Origin of the sequence: Novosphingobium sp. ES2-1 (genome assembly GCF_015169775.1) — a bacterium.
GTDB lineage: Bacteria > Pseudomonadota > Alphaproteobacteria > Sphingomonadales > Sphingomonadaceae > Novosphingobium > Novosphingobium subterraneum.
The window spans coordinates 500,257-518,037 of record NZ_CP063445.1; the positions used below are offsets into that span (position 1 = coordinate 500,257).

The 17,781-nt window shown below is 65.0% G+C and carries 18 protein-coding genes and 1 other RNA gene; 10 read left to right on the forward strand and 9 right to left on the reverse strand.

Annotation, left to right across the window (positions count from 1 at the left end):
* Positions 1 to 195 precede the first annotated feature (195 nt).
* From IM701_RS02380 to IM701_RS02400, 5 genes are all read right to left on the reverse strand, one after another.
* Positions 196 to 1,155, reverse strand: a complete 960-nt coding sequence (locus IM701_RS02380; protein ID WP_193827674.1) for a cation diffusion facilitator family transporter — start codon at positions 1,153 to 1,155, stop codon at positions 196 to 198.
* A gap of 42 nt (positions 1,156 to 1,197) precedes the next feature.
* Positions 1,198 to 1,608: RNase P RNA component class A (gene rnpB / locus IM701_RS02385), an RNA gene on the reverse strand.
* Between the two features lie 7 nt (positions 1,609 to 1,615).
* On the reverse strand, positions 1,616 to 2,320 hold the full coding sequence (locus IM701_RS02390) for an N-acetylmuramoyl-L-alanine amidase (protein WP_039336291.1): 705 nt from the start codon (positions 2,318 to 2,320) through the stop codon (positions 1,616 to 1,618).
* 6 nt (positions 2,321 to 2,326) lie between these two features.
* Entirely contained in the window at positions 2,327 to 2,974 is a 648-nt protein-coding gene (locus IM701_RS02395; protein ID WP_039336109.1) for a histidine phosphotransferase family protein, read from the reverse strand.
* A gap of 79 nt (positions 2,975 to 3,053) precedes the next feature.
* Complete coding sequence (locus tag IM701_RS02400) at positions 3,054 to 3,476, reverse strand: Mov34/MPN/PAD-1 family protein (protein WP_193827675.1); 423 nt, start codon at positions 3,474 to 3,476, stop codon at positions 3,054 to 3,056.
* A gap of 893 nt (positions 3,477 to 4,369) precedes the next feature.
* On the opposite strand from IM701_RS02400, the gene IM701_RS02405 reads away from it, so the two are divergent.
* From IM701_RS02405 to IM701_RS02415, 3 genes are all read left to right on the forward strand, one after another.
* Entirely contained in the window at positions 4,370 to 4,786 is a 417-nt protein-coding gene (locus IM701_RS02405) for a secondary thiamine-phosphate synthase enzyme YjbQ (protein WP_062341968.1), read from the forward strand.
* A 193-nt stretch (positions 4,787 to 4,979) separates the two neighbouring features.
* Positions 4,980 to 6,899, forward strand: coding sequence for a methyl-accepting chemotaxis protein (locus IM701_RS02410; protein ID WP_193827676.1), 1,920 nt, complete (start codon positions 4,980 to 4,982; stop codon positions 6,897 to 6,899).
* Between the two features lie 39 nt (positions 6,900 to 6,938).
* On the forward strand, positions 6,939 to 7,289 hold the full coding sequence (locus IM701_RS02415; RefSeq protein ID WP_039336097.1) for an energy transducer TonB: 351 nt from the start codon (positions 6,939 to 6,941) through the stop codon (positions 7,287 to 7,289).
* A gap of 111 nt (positions 7,290 to 7,400) precedes the next feature.
* Here the strand turns inward: IM701_RS02415 and IM701_RS02420 are convergent, their stop codons facing one another.
* The 4 genes from IM701_RS02420 to ligK form a co-directional block, all read right to left on the reverse strand.
* Entirely contained in the window at positions 7,401 to 8,684 is a 1,284-nt protein-coding gene (locus tag IM701_RS02420; RefSeq protein WP_193827677.1) for an amidohydrolase family protein, read from the reverse strand.
* Between the two features lie 61 nt (positions 8,685 to 8,745).
* On the reverse strand, positions 8,746 to 9,636 hold the full coding sequence (locus tag IM701_RS02425) for an amidohydrolase family protein (RefSeq protein WP_193827678.1): 891 nt from the start codon (positions 9,634 to 9,636) through the stop codon (positions 8,746 to 8,748).
* Positions 9,633 to 10,667 (reverse strand): 4-oxalomesaconate tautomerase, encoded by a 1,035-nt coding sequence (locus IM701_RS02430; protein ID WP_193827679.1) that lies wholly within the window; start codon positions 10,665 to 10,667, stop codon positions 9,633 to 9,635. Before IM701_RS02430 ends, IM701_RS02425 begins: the two co-directional genes overlap by 4 nt.
* 28 nt (positions 10,668 to 10,695) lie before the next feature.
* Complete coding sequence (gene ligK, locus IM701_RS02435; protein ID WP_039336089.1) at positions 10,696 to 11,370, reverse strand: 4-carboxy-4-hydroxy-2-oxoadipate aldolase/oxaloacetate decarboxylase; 675 nt, start codon at positions 11,368 to 11,370, stop codon at positions 10,696 to 10,698.
* Between the two features lie 105 nt (positions 11,371 to 11,475).
* On the opposite strand from ligK, the gene IM701_RS02440 reads away from it, so the two are divergent.
* The 7 genes from IM701_RS02440 to IM701_RS02470 all read left to right on the forward strand — a co-directional run bounded on the left by IM701_RS02440 (position 11,476) and on the right by IM701_RS02470 (position 17,757).
* On the forward strand, positions 11,476 to 12,627 hold the full coding sequence (locus tag IM701_RS02440) for a LysR family transcriptional regulator (RefSeq protein WP_193827680.1): 1,152 nt from the start codon (positions 11,476 to 11,478) through the stop codon (positions 12,625 to 12,627).
* Between the two features lie 62 nt (positions 12,628 to 12,689).
* A complete protein-coding gene (locus IM701_RS02445; RefSeq protein WP_193827681.1) occupies positions 12,690 to 13,511 on the forward strand; it encodes an NAD(P)-dependent oxidoreductase in 822 nt (273 codons plus the stop codon).
* Positions 13,508 to 14,533 (forward strand): amidohydrolase family protein, encoded by a 1,026-nt coding sequence (locus IM701_RS02450; RefSeq protein ID WP_039336083.1) that lies wholly within the window; start codon positions 13,508 to 13,510, stop codon positions 14,531 to 14,533. The genes IM701_RS02445 and IM701_RS02450 overlap by 4 nt, the downstream gene beginning before the upstream one ends.
* A complete protein-coding gene (gene ligA / locus IM701_RS02455; protein WP_039336081.1) occupies positions 14,530 to 14,952 on the forward strand; it encodes a protocatechuate 4,5-dioxygenase subunit alpha in 423 nt (140 codons plus the stop codon). The genes IM701_RS02450 and ligA overlap by 4 nt, the downstream gene beginning before the upstream one ends.
* Position 14,953: 1 nt before the next feature.
* A complete protein-coding gene (locus IM701_RS02460) occupies positions 14,954 to 15,796 on the forward strand; it encodes a class III extradiol dioxygenase subunit beta (protein ID WP_039336079.1) in 843 nt (280 codons plus the stop codon).
* A gap of 71 nt (positions 15,797 to 15,867) precedes the next feature.
* Positions 15,868 to 16,812 (forward strand): Gfo/Idh/MocA family oxidoreductase, encoded by a 945-nt coding sequence (locus tag IM701_RS02465; protein WP_039336078.1) that lies wholly within the window; start codon positions 15,868 to 15,870, stop codon positions 16,810 to 16,812.
* A 156-nt stretch (positions 16,813 to 16,968) separates the two neighbouring features.
* The gene (locus IM701_RS02470; protein WP_193827682.1) at positions 16,969 to 17,757 is read left to right on the forward strand and encodes a CmcJ/NvfI family oxidoreductase; all 789 of its coding nucleotides are present in this window, start codon (positions 16,969 to 16,971) and stop codon (positions 17,755 to 17,757) included.
* Positions 17,758 to 17,781 lie beyond the last annotated feature (24 nt).

Sequence of the window (17,781 nt, forward strand, 5' to 3'; positions counted from 1 at the left end):
CGCGCTGCGTGGGGCAGCGCGCCTGAAGAATTGGTACCCCGGCCGAAGGGAACGAGTAGCCGGGGATCAAGGGAGGAACCGGGGCGGAGGGGTAAGTCTGCCCCGATCGGAACGTCTCCTGATGCCGATATGGCCCTCTGTGCCGTGCCCTGCGACCTGTCTCTTGGGACATTGAGGGATGCACGATGGGGCTGTTTACACCACGTTATCGTGCAACAGCGCGCATTCGTGGCCATCGATCGTCTCGACCTGGACGGTTGCGTGGCCAATGCCGAAATCATGGTCCAGTTCATGCGCGAGCTGGTGGAGGAAGCTGTCACCGGGATGGCCGCCCGGCATCACGAGGTGCGCGGTCAGCGCGGTCTCGGTCGTGCTCATCGGCCAGATGTGCAGATCGTGCACCGCCTCGACCCCGCTCAGCGAGTTGAGGAAGTGCCGCACTTTCTGCTCGTCGATTCCGGGCGGAACGGCGTGCAGGCCCATGCGCAGCGAATCCTTGAGCAGCCCCCATGTGCCTGCGGCGATGATGCCGACAATGACAAGGCTGGTGACCGGATCGATCCATTGCGCACCTGTCAGCGTGATCAGCAGGCCTGCGACAACGACGCCGGCCGAAACCGCAGCGTCTGCAGCCATGTGCAGGTAGGCGCCGCGGATGTTGATATCGTGCTTGCGCCCCCGCATGAACATCAGCGCCGTGACGGTGTTGATCACGATGCCGACGGCGGCTACCGCCATGACCGGACCACCCGCAACCGGCTCGGGCTCTATCAGCCGGCGGATCGTCTCGACCAGGATGGCGCCCAGCGCGACCAGCAGGAACGCGGCATTGCCGAGGGCGGCCAGGATCGAGCTGGACTTGAAGCCATAGGTGAAGCGGGCCGAGGGCGGCCGCGCTGCCAGCACGCTGGCGGTCCAGGCGATGACGAGTCCCAGCACGTCGGACAGGTTGTGTCCGGCATCTGCCACCAGCGCCATCGAACCGGCCATCACACCGTAGACCGCCTCGACCACGACAAAGCCGAGGTTCAGCGTGATGCCGACGGCAAAGGCCCGGCCGAAGCTGGCGGGAGCGTGGGAATGGCCATGGCCATGGTGGTCATGCCCGTGCCCATGCCCATGATGATCGTGATGGTGATGATGGCCGCCGGACATGGACCCGTCCTAACAACTTGCAGCGCTGTAGGAAACCATCGAAGCGCCAGGGGGCCTGTAAGCCGGGTTCTGTAGCGCCGACGGTATCCCACAAGTGGACCGTATCGCCGCTGGCAGCCATTCCTCTAGGCGGACCGTTGCCGGAACGCTCAAGCAATCAACCCGGACTGCTGGCCCGAAACAAGCCTGCTCGGAAGAGCGCGCAGTCCCTATTCGATCTTGCTCCGGGTGGGGTTTGCCGTGCCGCTTCCGTTGCCGGTCGCGCGGTGCGCTCTTGCCGCACCCTTTCACCCTTACTCGTCCTTGCGGACTAGCGGTCTGCTCTCTGTGGCACTTTCCCTTGACCTTCCACCTTGCGGTGTCAGGCCCGGCGGGCGTTACCCGCCACCCTTGTTTCGTGGAGCCCGGACTTTCCTCGGGATCTTGCGATCACGCGGCTGCCCGGCCCCCTGGCGAGCGGTCACCTAGCATGACCGAGATCGCGTTCCAACAGGAGTTCGAACAGCAATGCGCCGATCTGGCCATCGACCTGCCCATCGATCCGGTGTGGCCGCCAGCGCCGCTGGAAGGCGCGCACTGCGGCTTCCTGATCGGAAATGTCATAGCCGAAGCGTTCGAGGGCGAGGAAGAACGCAGCCTCGTTGTCGTAGAGCAGCCGCATCGAGAGCTTGGGTGTGGGCAGGCAGAGGCGGTGCCGAGCGAGCAATTCCCACGGGAACAACTCGCCCGGATCTTCCTTGCGCGCCGGGGCAACGTCGGAATGGCCGACAACGTTGGCGCGGGGCACGTTGTGCCGCTTGACGATATCGGCGAGCAGCGGCAGCAGCGCCTCGATCTGTGCGTCGGGGAACGGGCGGTAGCCGAATTCGTGGCCGGGATTTACCAGTTCGATCCCGACGCTCGCCGAGTTTATATCGGTGATCCCGCGCCAGGAGGACCGCCCGGCGTGCCAGGCGCGCTTGTCCTCGTCCACCAGGCCGGTGACGGTGCCGTCCTCGTCGATCATGTAGTGCGCCGAGACTTCGGCTGCCGGATCGCAGAGCCGGTCAAGCGCCGCCTGTGCGGTTTCCATGCCGGTATAGTGCAGCACCACCATGGTGACCGGCAGCTTGCGCTCGTTCCAGTTCGGCGATGGCACCTCGCGATGGACGAGCCAGCGGCGCATCATGGATCAGGCTGCCGGGAGCACTGCGCCCATGACCAGGCTTTCCGCCGTGACGTGGACCTGCACCCCGCCGCCGACCGAGGCGGCAAGCTGCTGGACCATCGCGGCGGGCGCCGTCTTGCTGGACAGTTCGCTTGCAGCCAACGTGCCTTCAAGCGCCTGACCGACGGCCGGATCAAACGCCACGCGCTGCCCGGCGGCGCGCACGACGATCTCGATCGCACCGCCATTCACTTCTGCACCGATATCGAGCGTGCCGCCGCGGACCAGCGCGTCGAGCCCGATCAGGGCGAGGTTGAGCAGGGTCTTCACCGCGGGCTTGGCCAAGGCATCGACGCCGAACATCCAGTTCACCGCGACACGCCCGTTGCTGCCGGCCAGCGCATCGATCAGGGCGCGCGCCTCGTTCACCGGCACGGAATCGCCGAAGCCGCCGGCCGCACCGAAGGCGAGGCGGAAGAACTTGAGCTTGTCTGCCGACGCCTTCGCGCTCTGTTCGAGCAGTTCGAAGCAGCGCTGGCGCATTTCGGGGTCCTTCTCCTCGACGAGGAGTTCGAGACCGTTGGAAAGCGCACCCACCGGGCTGAGCATGTCATGGCAAAGGCGCGAGCAGAGCAGGCTGGCGAGATCGAGCGCGGAAGCAGGTGCTGTCATGTTCTGATGGAAGGCCTTTTTGGATCAGTGGTCTGCGCAAGGGGCTCTGTGCGAGCAAACGGGTTGATGCCTTACAGCCTTAGCCAGCGATGACCGCATAGGAAAGCGCTTCGAACCCGTTCGGGCCATCGTGCCAACACGTAATTGCCCACGGCTTGTCCCGTTGGCCGTCGCTGAGCGGCGCGGCAATCGCCCAGACCTTGCCATCGTGCGCGGCGCTGGCTGCGTCGGTGGATGACGGGCGGGCAAGGCCGTTGGGATGCGTGTGAAAATAGCCGAGAACGTCCGGCCCGCCAGCCCGCGCCGCCTTGTGCGCGGCGATGAGGGCGGCGGGATCGATCTCGAAATGGCGCGCCGGGTCGGCCGCGACATTGGCGGTGCGAACGGCGGTTTCCACGCGGGTGCCACAGCCAAGCAGTAGGCCGCACGCCTCGTCGGGGCAGGCATCGCGGGCCGCCACCGTCATCGTCGCAATTGCGCTGCTGGCTATCTCGAACGGCATGGCGTTGCTGTGGCGGGGAGAGGCGGTGGTTGCAAGGGGGGCGCCTGATTTGCCACCCCCGCTCCCCCGTCCTTCGGCTCGTCGCGCAGGCGGGGGCCTCAGTCGGTTTACTGTGAGGTTCCGTAAGAACACCGAGGTCCCCGCCTGCGCGGGGACGCAGGGGTGTTATGAGTAGGCATCCGCTGGCGAATGCGGACCGGTGCGCCGGTGGGAAGTGACAGATCGCGCGACCGGTGCGGTGCCGTCTGGCACGCAAGGGATGGGGCGCGGGACCGGTTGCGAGTGGCCGGGGGCGGTTCCGGGCCCCTTGTCGGCTCAGCCTGATGGTCGGACACATGCGAAAGGACGAAGCTTTGGCAGCGGCTCGCGTACTGCCTGGGCTTCTGGCAAGCGGCTGCGTGAAAAGAACCTGTCGTTTGTGCTGACACAGTCGCACAATCATGGCGGGTTCCGCATCCGCAGCGTCGCTCAGGGTTCGGCGCCGTGCTATCAGCCCTGGGTTGTCCTGTCTGTCCTTGGGTAACGGCAGGGTTTGCCCGGTGGGTCTTGGGGCTCGCCCCTCGTTGAACCGGCTGCGCACCTGCCGCACCGATCGCGCCGGAGACCTTCACGATGTGTCGGCGTCCGAGGGAGAGGAGCGGGTTGGCCTTGTGCCCTCTCCTGACCTGTGGGCGGGGCGTATAACCTATATGGTTCTTTTTGTCAAGTTATCTTTGCACCACCCTCGGTCGTCATACCGGGCTTGACCCGGGATCCCGCTTTCTTGTTGCGAGGGTGTGCAGGAAGAAAAGCGGGACCCCGGGTCAAGCCCGGGGTGACGGTGTTGTGTGGGGTGTGGGTCGGACGGCTGCGAGGTCTGGCGCGGCGAGGGCATATGCTGCCATAAGGCCGTCATGCGCCAGTCTGCCACCGAGATCACCATCGCTACCCCGGGCCAAGGCCTGCATGAGATAACCCGCGATGTGGTGCGCTGGACTGGCGAACAGGGCATGGCCACCGGCTTGCTGACCGTGTTCTGCCGCCATACCTCGGCTTCACTGACCATCCAGGAGAATGCAGCGCCCGAAGTGCGGGGCGATATCGTTCGCTGGCTTTCGCGTCTTGCGCCGGAGAACGGTGGCTATGCCCATGACGATGAAGGTCCCGACGACATGCCGGCGCATTTGAAGTCGATACTCACGGGCGTGTCGCTATCGATTCCGCTGGTCGGGGGGCGACTGGCACTGGGCACGTGGCAGGGCATATATTTGTGCGAGCACCGCCGGGCAGGCCATCGTCGGCGCGTGACACTGCATCTTCTGGGCGCTTGACCCCCCGGCAACATTAACCATGAAGGTGGCCCATATCGGGCCGAAAGCTGCGCAAACAGTAGCGTTGTGGCAATCTGGCTGGAGAAAACCTTTCTCCGCCAGTGCGCGACTCTACGGGGCCGTCGCGATACGGAAAGTTCCCCCCTCCCGGCATAAGCGAGTGACATGCCGCAAGGCCTGTCGGGGAACATTGATGTTCAGCTTCAACATAACCAAAAAATTCATCGCTGCTTTTGCACTGCTGCTTGCGGCGATGGCAGGCATGGGCCTGTTCGCGATTTCGAAGATCGGCGAGGTCAATGCCATTGCCGCCGAACAGCGCGACATCTGGATACCCAGCGCGGAAAAGCTCGGCGATATCCACGCCTTCACCTCGCAATATCGCCTCAAGCAGGACGAGATGTTCAGTGGGGAGACGCCCGAGGCCGTGGCGCGCGGCCAGAAACTGCTCAGGAATGCGCGCAGCGCGATCGATGCGGAAATCGTCGAGTTCGAGAAACTTGCCATCACGCCGGATCAGAAGACCGGGACGGCCGCGCTGAAGCAAGCCTGGGCGACTTTCCTTGCCCAGGATGAAACCATGCAGGCGATGGCGATCGGCGGCGACACCCGGGGCGCCCAGGTGATGCACGATGGCGAGGGCATCGATACCTTCTATGCCCTGGAAGACACGATCCTCGCCGTTATCGAGGCCAACAAGAAGGACGGCGCTGCGGTCGCCGCCAATGCCGAGAAGATCTATGCCTCGGCGCGCAAGTTCACCCTTGCGGCGCTTGGCCTTGCTCTGCTCAGCGCGGTTGTCCTGCTGGTCTATCTCATTCGCAACATCGCCAAGCCGGTGGTGTCGATGTCGGACGCCGTGTCGCGCCTGATCGATGGAAATCATAACGTCGCCGTCCCGGGCCTTTCCCGGTCCGACGAACTTGGCCAGCTTGCCCGCGCGCTTGATCGCTTCCGCGATGTCTTCGCATCCGACCATGCCCGCGCCGAAGCCGAGAAGCAGCGCGCCCGCGAAGTGCAGCTGACCATCGATGAGATCGGCGAGGGACTGACCGCGTTGGCCGAAGGAAACCTGACCTTCCGCGTCAAGGAGAACGGATCGGGCGCGCTGGCAAAGCTGCATGTCGACTACAATGCTGCCGTGACCGCGCTTGAGCGGGTGCTCGGCAAGATCGTCGAGGGTTGCCACACGATCAAGCTTGGTACGGACGAGATTTCGAGCGCGGCATCGGACCTGGCGCTGCGCACCGAGCAGCAGGCGACATCGCTGGCTGAAACATCGCGCACGATCACCGAGTTCAGCTCCTCGGTCAGGACCACGGCCGAGAACGTGAAGCAGACGAGCACCCGCCTGTCTGTGGCCCGCAACACCGCCGACGGTGTTGGCGATACCGCCAATCGTGCCGTGGCCGCCATGCGCAGCATCGAGGCCAGTTCGCGCGAGATGGCCGAGATCGTGGGGGTCATCGACGGCATTGCCTTCCAGACCAACCTGCTGGCGCTCAATGCCGGAGTCGAGGCCGCGCGTGCCGGTGATGCCGGCAAGGGCTTTGCGGTGGTCGCCACCGAAGTGCGTGCCCTGGCGCAGCGGTCTGCCGATGCCGCCAAATCGATCCGCGACCTGATCGGCAAGAGCACCGAAGAGGTCAGCGGCGGGGTTGCCCTGGTCGAATCGAGCGGTGAGGCCCTGCGGCAGATCGTCAACGAAGTCAGTGCGGTCTCGGAGCTGGTAGACCAGATCGCCGAGGCTGCCGGACAGCAGGCGGCCGGCATTGCCGACATCTCGGCGATGGTCGGTTCGATGGACAGCTTTACCCAGCGCAATGCCGCGATGGTCGAGGAAAGCTCGGCCGGAACGCGCAATCTCTCGAACGAGACCATTGCGCTGGTCGAGCAGGTCGGGCGCTTCCGCCTTGGTACGAGCGGCCAGGCCCGCTCATCGGCACTGCTCTCCGCCAAGCCGCAAGCTTCTGCGCCCGCAGCGTCGAAGCCCGCTCCGCTGCCCGTGGCTACTGCGACGGCAGAGCCCGCCGCGCAGCCTGCAGCGCGCCCCGCTCCGGTCCTCGGCAATACTGCCCTGAAGGTCGACGAGGACGATTGGTCCGAATTCTGAAAGCCGCAACGTCATTCAAGAAGATCGAAGGAACGACCCATGAAGATTATCGACAGGATCGCACTTGGCATTGCCTCGCTTGCCTTTGCCGCAACCGCCATGCCTGCCTTTGCGCAGTCTGCCGAGTGGCAGAAGCAGGTGACGCGCATCATCGCGTCCAAGCAGACCTATCCACGCACGGCGCAGATGCGCGGCGAGGAAGGCACGGCCAAAGTCAAGGTGTTCGTCGGCGCTGGCGGCAACATCGAGCGAACCGAACTTGTCGCGCCCTCGGGCTCGAGCACGCTCGACAAGGAGGCGCTGGCCATGCCGACGCGCGCCGGTTCGGTGCCGCCACCGCCGGGCGGCGCCACGGCCATCGTCGTGCCAGTGACCTGGAAGCTGCTCTGACCAAGCAGTGATTGCCATCTGGCAGGCCGTCCCCCTCCGGCCCTGCCGGCTCTTGCCGGTCCTCCCTTGCCGGCAGATCGGGGCGGCTCGATCCGGGCCGCCCCTTTTCGCTCATTTCACCAATTCGCCACCCTTCATGACATGGCGCACGTCTTCGAGGACGGCGATATCGGCCAGGGGATCCCCGGTGACTGCGATCATGTCGGCCCAATGGCCGGGCGAGAGTGCGCCGACGTCCTTGCTCCAGCCGAGCAGGTCGGCGGCGACAGTGGTGGCAGACTGGATTGCCTGCATCGGCGTCATTCCGTAGCGGACCATGTACTTGAACTGCCGCGCATTGGCGCCGTGGGGGAAGACCCCGGCGTCGGTGCCATAGCTGAGCCTGACCCCGGCCTTGACCGCCTTGCGGAAGCCTGCGCGCTGGGCTTGGGTGGTCTCGTCGTTCTTGCGCAGCATGTCGGCAGGCCAGCCATCGCGCTTGCCGACCTCGGCGATGAAATCCCCGTTGTAGATATCCATGTCGAGCCAGACGCTGCGCGCCTTGGCAAGGGCAATGCCTTCATCGTCGATCAGGCTGGCATGCTCGATCGCCTTGACGCCCGACTGGATGGCAAGCTTGATTCCGGCGGCGCCATGGGCATGGGCGGTGACCCATGATCCGCGCTGGCGGGCAACGTCGACCGCTGCCTTCATCATCTCGCCCGACAGTTCGATCTGACCGGGTTCGGTGCCTTGCGCCAGCACTGCACCGGTGGCGATCAGCTTGATCGAATCCGCGCCGTTCTGGAACAGCGCGTTGACCTTGCGGGTAACGTCCGCCGCATCGGTGACGACGCCGGCGCGCATGTCGGCAGGGACGGTGACATCGGGCGAGAAGCCGGTGACCTCGCCGCCGCCGCCGGGGATGGTGACATAAGCTCCAACCGCGCTGATGCGAGGGCCGGGCACGTCGCCACGGTTGATGGCGTTGCGCAGTTCGACATCGGCATAGGCGCGGAAGGAGCCGACATCGTGCACCGAGGTAAAGCCTGCGAGCAGGGTCTTCCTAGCATTGCGCGCGCCGATGAAGCCGATCTCCATGGCCGAATGGAGCAGCGGCTCGGCGACGTTGCTGGACTGTTCGACGTCGGCGAGGTGTACGTGGCAGTCGATTAGGCCGGGCAGGACGGTGAAGGCCGACCAATCCACGACGTTGGCACCCGCAGGCAGGGGGCCATCGGGCTGCACAGCCACGACGCGCCCATCCTCGACCTTGATCACCTGCGCGGCGAGAACCCGTCCGGCTTCCGGATCGATCAGCCGCCCGGCACGGACATAGAGCGTTTCGGCGCTTGCCGTGGTGGGGATCAGGGCCAGCAGGGCGAGGACGGTGAGAGGCAGATGGCGATGCAGCATGGTTCGCAGACTATCGCACCATGCTGCAAGCGCAATCGGTTGAAGCTCTCGCCCGCCGTCCTCAATCTGCCCAGTACAGCTTCATCGGGTTGTCGATGAGCAGCTTGCGCTGGAGTTCCTCGGTCGGCGCGATGCGCGGGATCATGTCGACGAGGTGGCCGTCGTCGGGGATTTCGGTGTCCATGTTTGGGTGCGGCCAGTCGGTGCCCCACAGCACGCGGTCCTGATAATCGCCCACCAGCGGCGCCACGGCATCGGCAAAGGCATTCCACGGATCGCCCGCGCCGCCTTCCTTGATGGCATCGAGGCGGTCGGGGCAGGTGGCCTTGAACCAGATGTCATCGCGACTGTCGAGGAAGGCGCGGAAGGCCTTCATGTCGGCACCGTCCGGTCCCTGGCGCACGTCGGGGCGGCCCATGTGGTCGATCACGAGGGGGACGGGGATGGCGTCCATGAACGGGCGCAGTTCCTCGAGGATGTCCGCCTCGAAATAGATTACCACGTGCCAGCCCTTGGGCAGGCGCTGTGCGACTTCGAGGAACTTGTCCTTGGGCGCGTCGTCGACAAGGCGCTTCAGGAAGTTGAAGCGGATGCCGCGGATGCCGCCTTCGTGCAGGGCGTGAAGGTCTGCTTCCGAGATCGCGGGATCGACCACGGCGACGCCGCGGGCCTTTCCGTTCGACTTGGCGATGGCGTCGAGCGTGGCGGCATTGTCGGTGCCGTGGCAGCTGGCCTGAACGATGACGTTGCGCTCGAAGCCCAGGTGATCGCGCAGGGCGAAGAGCATGTCCGGGCCGGCATCCTGCGGCAGGTACTTGGCCTTGGCGCTGAACGGGAACTGCGCCATCGGGCCGAAGACATGGCAATGCGCATCAACCGCGCCGGGTGGCGGGGTGTAGCGCGGCTTCGATGGATTGGCGTGCCAGCTGATGATGCGGTTCTGGTCGGTCATGCAAATACTACTCCATCCATCAGCTTGCGCGCGGTGCGCAGGAGGGCGGCGGTGCGGACTTCGCCGGCGTCGTCCACTTCCAGAACGCAGCTCATTTCGCCGGTGGGGTGTTCGACCGAGAGCAGCTTGCGGCTGCCTTCGGGGATCGAGGCTACCTCGGCGGCGGGCGAGCCGGGGATCAGGCAGGCGGTGGCGACGCTGACCGCGCCGAGGACGCCGATGGTGGCGTGGGCGCGGTGGGGGATAAAGCTGCGCACGGTTACCGCGCCGCCATTCTTCGGCGGGGCGACGAGCATCATCTTGGGGACGGACTTTTCCTTCACGTCACCCAGATTCATGCGTTCGCCGACGGCGAGGCGGATGGCTTCGATCTTCGCCTTGAGATCGCTCGCATTGTCTAGCCAGTCGCGGTCTTCGTAGCCGGTGATGCCGAGATCCTCGGCCTTCATCACCACGCAGGGCATGCCGTTGTCGATCAGGGTGACAGCCACGCCATTCACTTCGTCGACGGCGTTGCCGGTGGGCAGGAGCGCGCCGCACGAGGAACCGGCGGTATCGCGAAATTCGAGTGGCACCGGCGCGTGGGAGCCGGGAACCCCGTCGATCTTCGCGTCGCCCTTGTAGGTGACCTTGCCATCGGGCGTGCTGACCGTGGCGACGGCGACCTGGCCGGTGTTCTCCATGAAGATGGCGACGCGGGTTTCATCGCCGGTGGCCGCCACCAGTCCGCGCTCGATCGCGAAGGGACCCACGCCGGCAAGGATATTGCCGCAGTTCTGCGCATCGGTGACGATCGCCTGATCGACGAAGACCTGCAGGAACAGGTAGTCGACGTCGATGCCCTCGCGGCTGGACTTGGAAACGACCGCGACCTTGCTGGTCAGGGGATCGGCGCCGCCCATTCCGTCGATCTGCACGGGATCGGGGCTGCCCATCATGGCCAGGAGGAAGGCGTCGCGTGTCGCAGTGTCGGCGGGCAGGTCATCCCTGAGGAAGTACCCGCCCTTGGACGTGCCGCCGCGCATCCACATGCATTGTATGCCTTTGGGGATTGCGCCCTCAGACATACTTGAGGCCTTCCTTCTCGAGGCGTTCGCGCATCTTGTACATGTCGAGGCCGAGGACGCCTGCTGCCAGCTTCTCGCGCTTTTCGCCTTCGTTGGCTTCGCGGGCCTGCGCGGCCTTGAGCACTTCGGCGGCCTTTTCGCGCGGCACCACGCAGACGCCGTCATCGTCGGCCACGATCACGTCACCGGGATTGACCAGCGCGTTGGCGCAGACCACGGGGACGTTGACCGAACCCAGCGTGTTCTTGACCGTCCCTTGCGCGTAGATCGCCTTGGACCAGACGGGGAAGTTCATTTCCGTGAGGTCGCGCACGTCGCGCACGCCAGCGTCGATCACCAGGCCACGGCAGCCGCGCGCCTGCGCGCTGGTGGCGAGAAGATCGCCGAAGTAGCCGTCTTCGCACGGTGAGGTCGGGGCGAGGAGCAGGATGTCTCCGGCCTGGAGCTGTTCGATGGCGACGTGGACCATCCAGTTATCACCCGGAGGCGCGCTGATGGTGACGGCGCTGCCGGCGATGCGCGCGCCGCGATAGATTGGGCGCATGTAGGAGGCCAGCAGGCCGGTGCGGCCTTGCGCTTCGTGGACGGTGGCGACGCCGCAGGCGGCAAGGCCATCGATCACGGCTGGATCGGCACGTTCGATGTTCTGGACGACGATTCCCGACATTTCCGGCTCCCATGAAAAATCTTCGCCGGTTCCATGCGACTGCGGGGCGCGAGGAACCAATGCAATGTTTGGCACTGCCCATAAGGAAATGCTAAGCGATGCACCATGCAACTCCATGCGATCAATGTCCGCCACATCGCGGCGTTTGCGGCGACCGTGCGCCACGGCAGCGTGACGCGGGCGGCGCGGGCGGTGAACCTGACGCAGCCTGCATTGACGCAGGCGATTGCCCGGCTGGAGGCGGACCTGGGATGTGCGCTGTTCGAACGTGGGCCGGCCGGCATGACGCCGACCGAGCCCGCGCTGCTGCTTGCACCGCGTGCCGAAGCTGCGATTGCGCATGTCGGCTCTCCGCGCGTGACTGGCACGCAATTGCGGGCGTTCCTCGCGCTGGCGAGGGCTGGGTCCTATGCAGTGGCGGCGGAAGCGACGGGGCTTTCGTCGGCCTCGCTGCACCGGGCGGTGGCGGATCTTTCGGTGGCGCTGGGGCAGCGGCTGGTGGACCGGCGCGGGCGTTCGGTGATGCTGACGCCTGCGGGCGAAAGGCGCGCACGCGGGTTCGGCCTGGCGATGGCGGAACTGCGTTCAGGCCTTGCCGAAGTGGCGGCCTGGCAGGGCAAGGCGGCGGGGCGGGTGGTGGTTGGCGCCATGCCGCTGAGCCGCGCGCGCTGGCTGCCCGAGACGATCCTGCGCTTTGCCGGAGCCCATCCGGGGGTGGATGTGGCAGTGGTGGAAGGGAGCCATGCCGAGCTTTCCGGACCTTTGCGCGACGGTGAAGTGGACCTGATGCTGGGCGCGCTTCGTGATGCGGCATCGCTTGATGATCTGGCGCAGGAGGCGGTGTTCGAAGATCGTCCTGCACTGGTGATGCGCGCCGGGCATCCCTTGCTGGCAGGCACGGTGAATGGCGCCGCGTTGGCGGCGTTTCCGTGGATTCTGCCCGCCAGCGACACGCCGTTGCGCCACTACTGGGAAGGCATGATGCGCGGCGCCGGGGCGGAGCCGCCGCGGGTGGGGATCGAGTGCGGATCGGTGCTGACGGTGCGGCAATTGCTGCTGGGATCTGACGCGCTGACGCTGCTGTCCCCGGCGCAACTGGCGGTGGAACTGGACGCGGGCGTGCTGGCAACGCTGCCGCCGCCGGTGCCGGTGGCGCGGACCATCGGCATCACCACGCGAGAAGGCTGGCGGCCAACTGCTCCTCAGGCCGCCTTCGTCGCCCTGCTGCGCGAGGTTGCCGCAGAAGGGTTTGCATAAATTTATACCTGTGGCGATGTTTGCATTTGTTCCTTTGCGCCTTGCCGCGCAGGACCGGCGCCATGGAGAGCGTGATTGCCCTGATCGGCTTCGGTGAGGCCGGGTCCACTTTTGCCAAGGCGGCAGGCTGGGAGTCTGCGGCGCTGGCCTTCGACATCAACCCGGCACGACGGGCGGTGATGGAAGAGGCGGGCGTGGTGATCTGCGGCTCGGCCGAAGATGCGCTTGGCGATGCCGACGTGGTGCTGTCGCTGGTGACGGCGGATTCGGCGCTGCCTGCGGCTGAGGATTATGCCGGTCTGCTGAAGCCGGGCGCGCTCTGGTGCGACATGAATTCGGTGGCACCCGACACCAAGCGGGCCGCCGCCAAGGCGATCGAGGCATCAGGCGGGCGTTATGTCGACGTTGCGGTGCTGGCCCCGGTCAACCCCGCTCGGATGAATGTGCCGCTGCTGATTTCGGGTGCCCATGCAGCAGAGGCCGGGGCGCGGCTGCAGGCGGCAGGCTTTGCCAAGACGCGAGTGGTTGGGGACGAGATCGGCCGGGCCAGCGCAATCAAGATGATCCGCTCGATCATGGTAAAGGGCATCGAGGCGCTGACCGCCGAAATGATGCTGGCGGCGACGAAGGCCGGCGTGGTGGACGAGGTTTTGTCCTCCCTGGACGCCAGCGAGAAGGCGCAGAGCTGGTTCGATCGCGCCGAGTACAATGTCGAGCGCATGACGACGCATGGGCTCCGTCGTGCGGCCGAGATGGAAGAGAGCTGCAAGACGCTGGAATCGCTGGGCATCGAGCCGGTGATGACCAGCGGGACCGTGAAGCGCCAGCGCGAGCAGGCGGGCAAGACAATCGCATTCAACGCTAAGAGGACTGAAGTCGCATGACCATGATCATCGACTGCCACGGCCACTACACCGTGCTGCCAAAGGCGCACGACGAATGGCGCGAGAAGCAGAAAGCCGCATTCAAGGCCGGGACCGAGTGCCCGCCCTATCCCGAAATCTCGGATGACGAGATCCGCGAGACGATCGAATCGAACCAGCTGCGCCTGCTGAAGGAGCGTGGCGCGGACATGACGATCTTCTCCCCCCGCGCTTCGGCCATGGCCCCGCACGTTGGCGATCAGTCGGTCGCGGTGAAGTGGGCGCAGGTCTGCAACGACCTGATCGCGCGCGTTGTCGGGCTTTACCCTGAGACCTTCGCGGGCGTGTGCATGCTGCCGCAGTCTCCGGAAGCGGACATGTCGTCCTCGATCCGCGAGCTGGAGCGCTGCGTGAACGAGCTCGGCTTCATCGGCTGCAACCTCAACCCTGATCCGGGCGGTGGCCACTTCAAGCATCCGCCGCTGACCGATGAATACTGGTTCCCGTTCTACGAGAAGATGTGCGAGCTGGACGTTCCGGCGATGATCCACGTATCGGGATCGTGCAACCCGGCGATGCATGCGACGGGCGGGTACTACATCGCGGCTGACACCATCGCCTTCATGCAGCTGCTCGAAGGCGACCTCTTCAGCAAGTTCCCCACCCTGCGCTTCATCATTCCGCATGGCGGCGGCGCGGTGCCCTACCACTGGGGACGCTATCGCGGCCTTGCCGACATGCTCAAGAAGCCGTCGCTCGACACGCACCTGATGAACAACATCTTTTTCGACACCTGCGTCTATCACCAGCCGGGCATCGACCTGCTGGCCGACGTGATCGAGAACAAGAACATCCTGTTCGGGTCGGAAATGGTCGGCGCGGTGCGTGGGATCGACCCGACCACCGGGTTCTATTTCGACGATACCAAGCGCTATGTCGACGCACTCGACATTAGCGATGCCGAACGCCACGCGATCTTCGAGGGCAACGCGCGCCGCGTGTTTCCGCGCCTCGACGCCAAGCTGAAGGAGAGGGGCCTGTGACCGAAACAGCCAAGCCGACCCAGAACATCCACGAATACCTCGCCGAGTTCGAGGACATTCCGGGCACCCGCGTCTACACCGCTGCCCGCGCCCGCAAGGGCTACTGGATCAACCAGTTCGCGATGAGCCTGATGAAGCCGGAGAACCGCGAACGGTTCAAGGCCGACGAGCGCGCCTATCTCGACGAGTGGAAGATCAGCGAGGAAGCCAAGCAGGCGCTGCTTCGGCGCGACTACAACGCGTTGCTCGACCTTGGCGGGAACGTCTACTTCCTCTCGAAGCTTTTCTCTTCGGACGGGCTGCCGTTTGCCGAGGCGGTCAGCACGATGACCGACATGACCTGGCCTGAATATCGCCAGATGATGCTGGAAGGCGGCCGCAAGCCCGAAGGCAATCGCTCGATCAAGGGAGGCTACTGACATGGCCAAGATTACTGCTGGCGTCGGCTCCAGCCACGTTCCGCTGCTTGGCGTCGCTGTCGACCAGGGCAAGTGGCAGGACGACTACTTCGGCCCGATCTTCAAGGGCTACGAGTGGACCCGCGAATGGGAAGCCCGCGAAAAGCCCGACGTGGTGATCCTGGTCTACAACGACCACGCTTCGGCCTTCGACGCGAACATCATCCCGACTTTCGCGATCGGCTGCGGCGAGCACTACAAGTCGGCCGACGAAGGCTGGGGCCCGCGCCCGGTGCCGGACGTGGAAGGCCATGCCGACCTCGCTTGGCACATCGCGCAGAGCCTGATCCTCGAAGACTTCGACATGACCATCATCAACGAGATGGACGTCGACCACGGGTTGACGGTGCCGCTTTCGATGATGTTCGGCCAGCCGGAGAAATGGCCGGTCAAGGTCGTGCCATTGGCGGTGAACGTCGTCACCTACCCCGTCCCCTCGGGCAACCGGTGCTGGGCGCTGGGCGAGGCGATTGCCCGCGCCGTGGAAAGCTTCCCCGAGGACCTCAACGTGCAGATCTGGGGCACCGGCGGCATGAGCCACCAGCTTCAGGGCCCGCGCGCCGGGCTACTCAACCGTGAGTGGGACAACAAGTTCCTCGACATGCTGGAATCGGACAATGACGATGTCCGCCACATTCCGCACATCGAGTACCTGCGCGAAACCGGCAGCGAAGGCATCGAGATGGTGATGTGGCTGATCATGCGCGGGGCGCTGGGAAAGAAGGTCAAGCGCCTCAACCGCCATTATCACATTCCGTGCAGCAACACCGCGATCGGGCACATCGTGCTCGAACCCGCGGACTGACAAACCCAATCCACCCTTGCCGGGCAACCTCACCGGTTGCCCGGTCCTTTTTTGCAAGAAAGGGAACAGACATGCGCATAGCCCTGGCCGGCGCCGGCGCGTTCGGCGAAAAGCACCTCGATGGCCTGAAGAACATCGACGGCGTCGAAATCACCTCGATCATCAGCCGCACCGGCGAACAGGCCGCTGCAGTTGCCGCCAAGTACGGCGCCAAGCACTCGTCGACCGAGCTGGAAGACGCACTGGCGCGCGACGATGTGGATGCGGTGATCCTGTGCACGCCGACGCAGATGCACGCCTCGCAGGCCATCGCCTGCATGAAGGCGGGCAAGCACGTGCAGGTGGAGATCCCGCTGGCCGACAGCTGGGCGGATTCGCAGGAAGTGCTGCGCGTTCAGGAAGAGACCGGCAAGGTCTGCATGGTCGGCCACACCCGTCGCTTCAACCCCAGCCACCAGTTCGTGCACAACCGGATCAAGGCAGGCGAGTTCAACGTCCAGCAGATGGACGTGCAGACCTACTTCTTCCGCCGCAAGAACATCAACGCCAAGGGCGAGCCGCGTTCGTGGACCGATCACCTGCTGTGGCACCACGCCGCGCACACGGTTGACCTGTTTGCCTATCAGGCGGGCAAGATCGTCAAGGCCAATGCCATCGAAGGGCCGATCCATCCCGAGCTGGGCATTGCCATGGACATGTCGATCCAGTTGAAGAGCGAAACCGGTGCGATCTGCACGCTGTCGCTTTCGTTCAACAACGACGGACCGCTCGGCACCTTCTTCCGCTACATTGGCGATACCGCGACCTACATCGCGCGTTACGACGATCTGGTGAATGGCAAGGAAGAGCCGATCGACGTTTCGAAGGTCGACGTCAGCATGAACGGCATCGAACTTCAGGACCGCGAGTTCATCGCCGCGATCCGCGAGGGGCGCGAGCCGAACAGCTCGGTGCAGAAGGTGTTCGACTGTTACCGCGTGCTGGGCGAGCTGGAACAGCAGCTGGCGGCCGGTTGATCTGGAAAAGGCCCGCCCGAAACGGCGGGCCTTTTTCTTTGGGGTGCGATCACACTGCCCTCCATTGTCGTCACTCCGGGTCAGGCCCGGGGTGACGTGAATTGAAAGCGTTAAAGCCGGACCCGCGCCAAAAGCAGGCCGGCAGAGGAGAGCATGATGGAAGCGCTGATTGCCTACTCGGGCCGCAAGTTCGCGCGGCCGCGCTACTATGCCAACGCCCATGAGCGCGACGAGGTGGACATCATCCCCGTGCCCATGACCATGACCGATGCGCGGGGGCTGGGCACCAGCATCGACCGCGAGGGCTTCGAGCTCGTCCCGCACAAGAGCGCCGTCACTGACTTCGCCGACCGCGACAAGGTGACGCGCGTGCACATGCGCGAAATCGAGGACCTGGTGCAGGCGCGTACCGGTGCGGACTTTGTCCACGTTGGCGCGCCGGGGCTGCTGCGCTTTTCCGAGAAGAGCGGCAAGGCGGGGAGCCTCGACAATTCGATGCCTGCACGTTTTGCCCATATCGATATCTCGGACCGCACGGCGCAGGCCTTCGGCGAACGAGGGGCGAACGGGCGGATCTTCGTGCGATGCGCGCACTACAACGTGTGGCGCGCCATCTCGCCGCCGCCGCAGGACGTGCCGCTGGCGTTCTGCGACGCGCGCAGTATCTCTGCGCAGGACCTGATCGCAGCCGATGCCGTGTTCGATGCGCCGGGGCAGCCAGAGTGGTCGTTCGAGGGGGTGGTCGTCGCGCACAATCCGGCGCACCGCTGGCACTGGTTCTCGCAGATGACGATCGATGAAGCCGTCCTGTTCAAGACCAATGACAGCGATCCTGCGCTCGCACACCACGTTCCGCACGTGGCATTCGACCTGCCCGGCTGCCCTGCCGATGCGCCGCCGCGCGTGAGCATCGAAATGCGTGCGACCGCCTATTGGTGGGCTTGATTGACTTGCGCTTTGCGCTACACA

Bases quoted from the DNA above. Each gene is read 5' to 3' on its own strand.
- IM701_RS02380 (WP_193827674.1), bottom strand. From the start codon at position 1,155: ATGTCCGGCGGCCATCATCACCATCACGATCATCATGGGCATGGGCAC.
- IM701_RS02390 (WP_039336291.1), bottom strand. From the start codon at position 2,320: ATGCGCCGCTGGCTCGTCCATCGCGAGGTGCCATCGCCGAACTGGAAC.
- IM701_RS02395 (WP_039336109.1), bottom strand. From the start codon at position 2,974: ATGACAGCACCTGCTTCCGCGCTCGATCTCGCCAGCCTGCTCTGCTCG.
- IM701_RS02400 (WP_193827675.1), bottom strand. From the start codon at position 3,476: ATGCCGTTCGAGATAGCCAGCAGCGCAATTGCGACGATGACGGTGGCG.
- IM701_RS02405 (WP_062341968.1), top strand. From the start codon at position 4,370: ATGCGCCAGTCTGCCACCGAGATCACCATCGCTACCCCGGGCCAAGGC.
- IM701_RS02410 (WP_193827676.1), top strand. From the start codon at position 4,980: ATGTTCAGCTTCAACATAACCAAAAAATTCATCGCTGCTTTTGCACTG.
- IM701_RS02415 (WP_039336097.1), top strand. From the start codon at position 6,939: ATGAAGATTATCGACAGGATCGCACTTGGCATTGCCTCGCTTGCCTTT.
- IM701_RS02420 (WP_193827677.1), bottom strand. From the start codon at position 8,684: ATGCTGCATCGCCATCTGCCTCTCACCGTCCTCGCCCTGCTGGCCCTG.
- IM701_RS02425 (WP_193827678.1), bottom strand. From the start codon at position 9,636: ATGACCGACCAGAACCGCATCATCAGCTGGCACGCCAATCCATCGAAG.
- IM701_RS02430 (WP_193827679.1), bottom strand. From the start codon at position 10,667: ATGTGGATGCGCGGCGGCACGTCCAAGGGCGGGTACTTCCTCAGGGAT.
- ligK (WP_039336089.1), bottom strand. From the start codon at position 11,370: ATGTCGGGAATCGTCGTCCAGAACATCGAACGTGCCGATCCAGCCGTG.
- IM701_RS02440 (WP_193827680.1), top strand. From the start codon at position 11,476: ATGCAACTCCATGCGATCAATGTCCGCCACATCGCGGCGTTTGCGGCG.
- IM701_RS02445 (WP_193827681.1), top strand. From the start codon at position 12,690: ATGGAGAGCGTGATTGCCCTGATCGGCTTCGGTGAGGCCGGGTCCACT.
- IM701_RS02450 (WP_039336083.1), top strand. From the start codon at position 13,508: ATGACCATGATCATCGACTGCCACGGCCACTACACCGTGCTGCCAAAG.
- IM701_RS02460 (WP_039336079.1), top strand. From the start codon at position 14,954: ATGGCCAAGATTACTGCTGGCGTCGGCTCCAGCCACGTTCCGCTGCTT.
- IM701_RS02465 (WP_039336078.1), top strand. From the start codon at position 15,868: ATGCGCATAGCCCTGGCCGGCGCCGGCGCGTTCGGCGAAAAGCACCTC.
- IM701_RS02470 (WP_193827682.1), top strand. From the start codon at position 16,969: ATGGAAGCGCTGATTGCCTACTCGGGCCGCAAGTTCGCGCGGCCGCGC.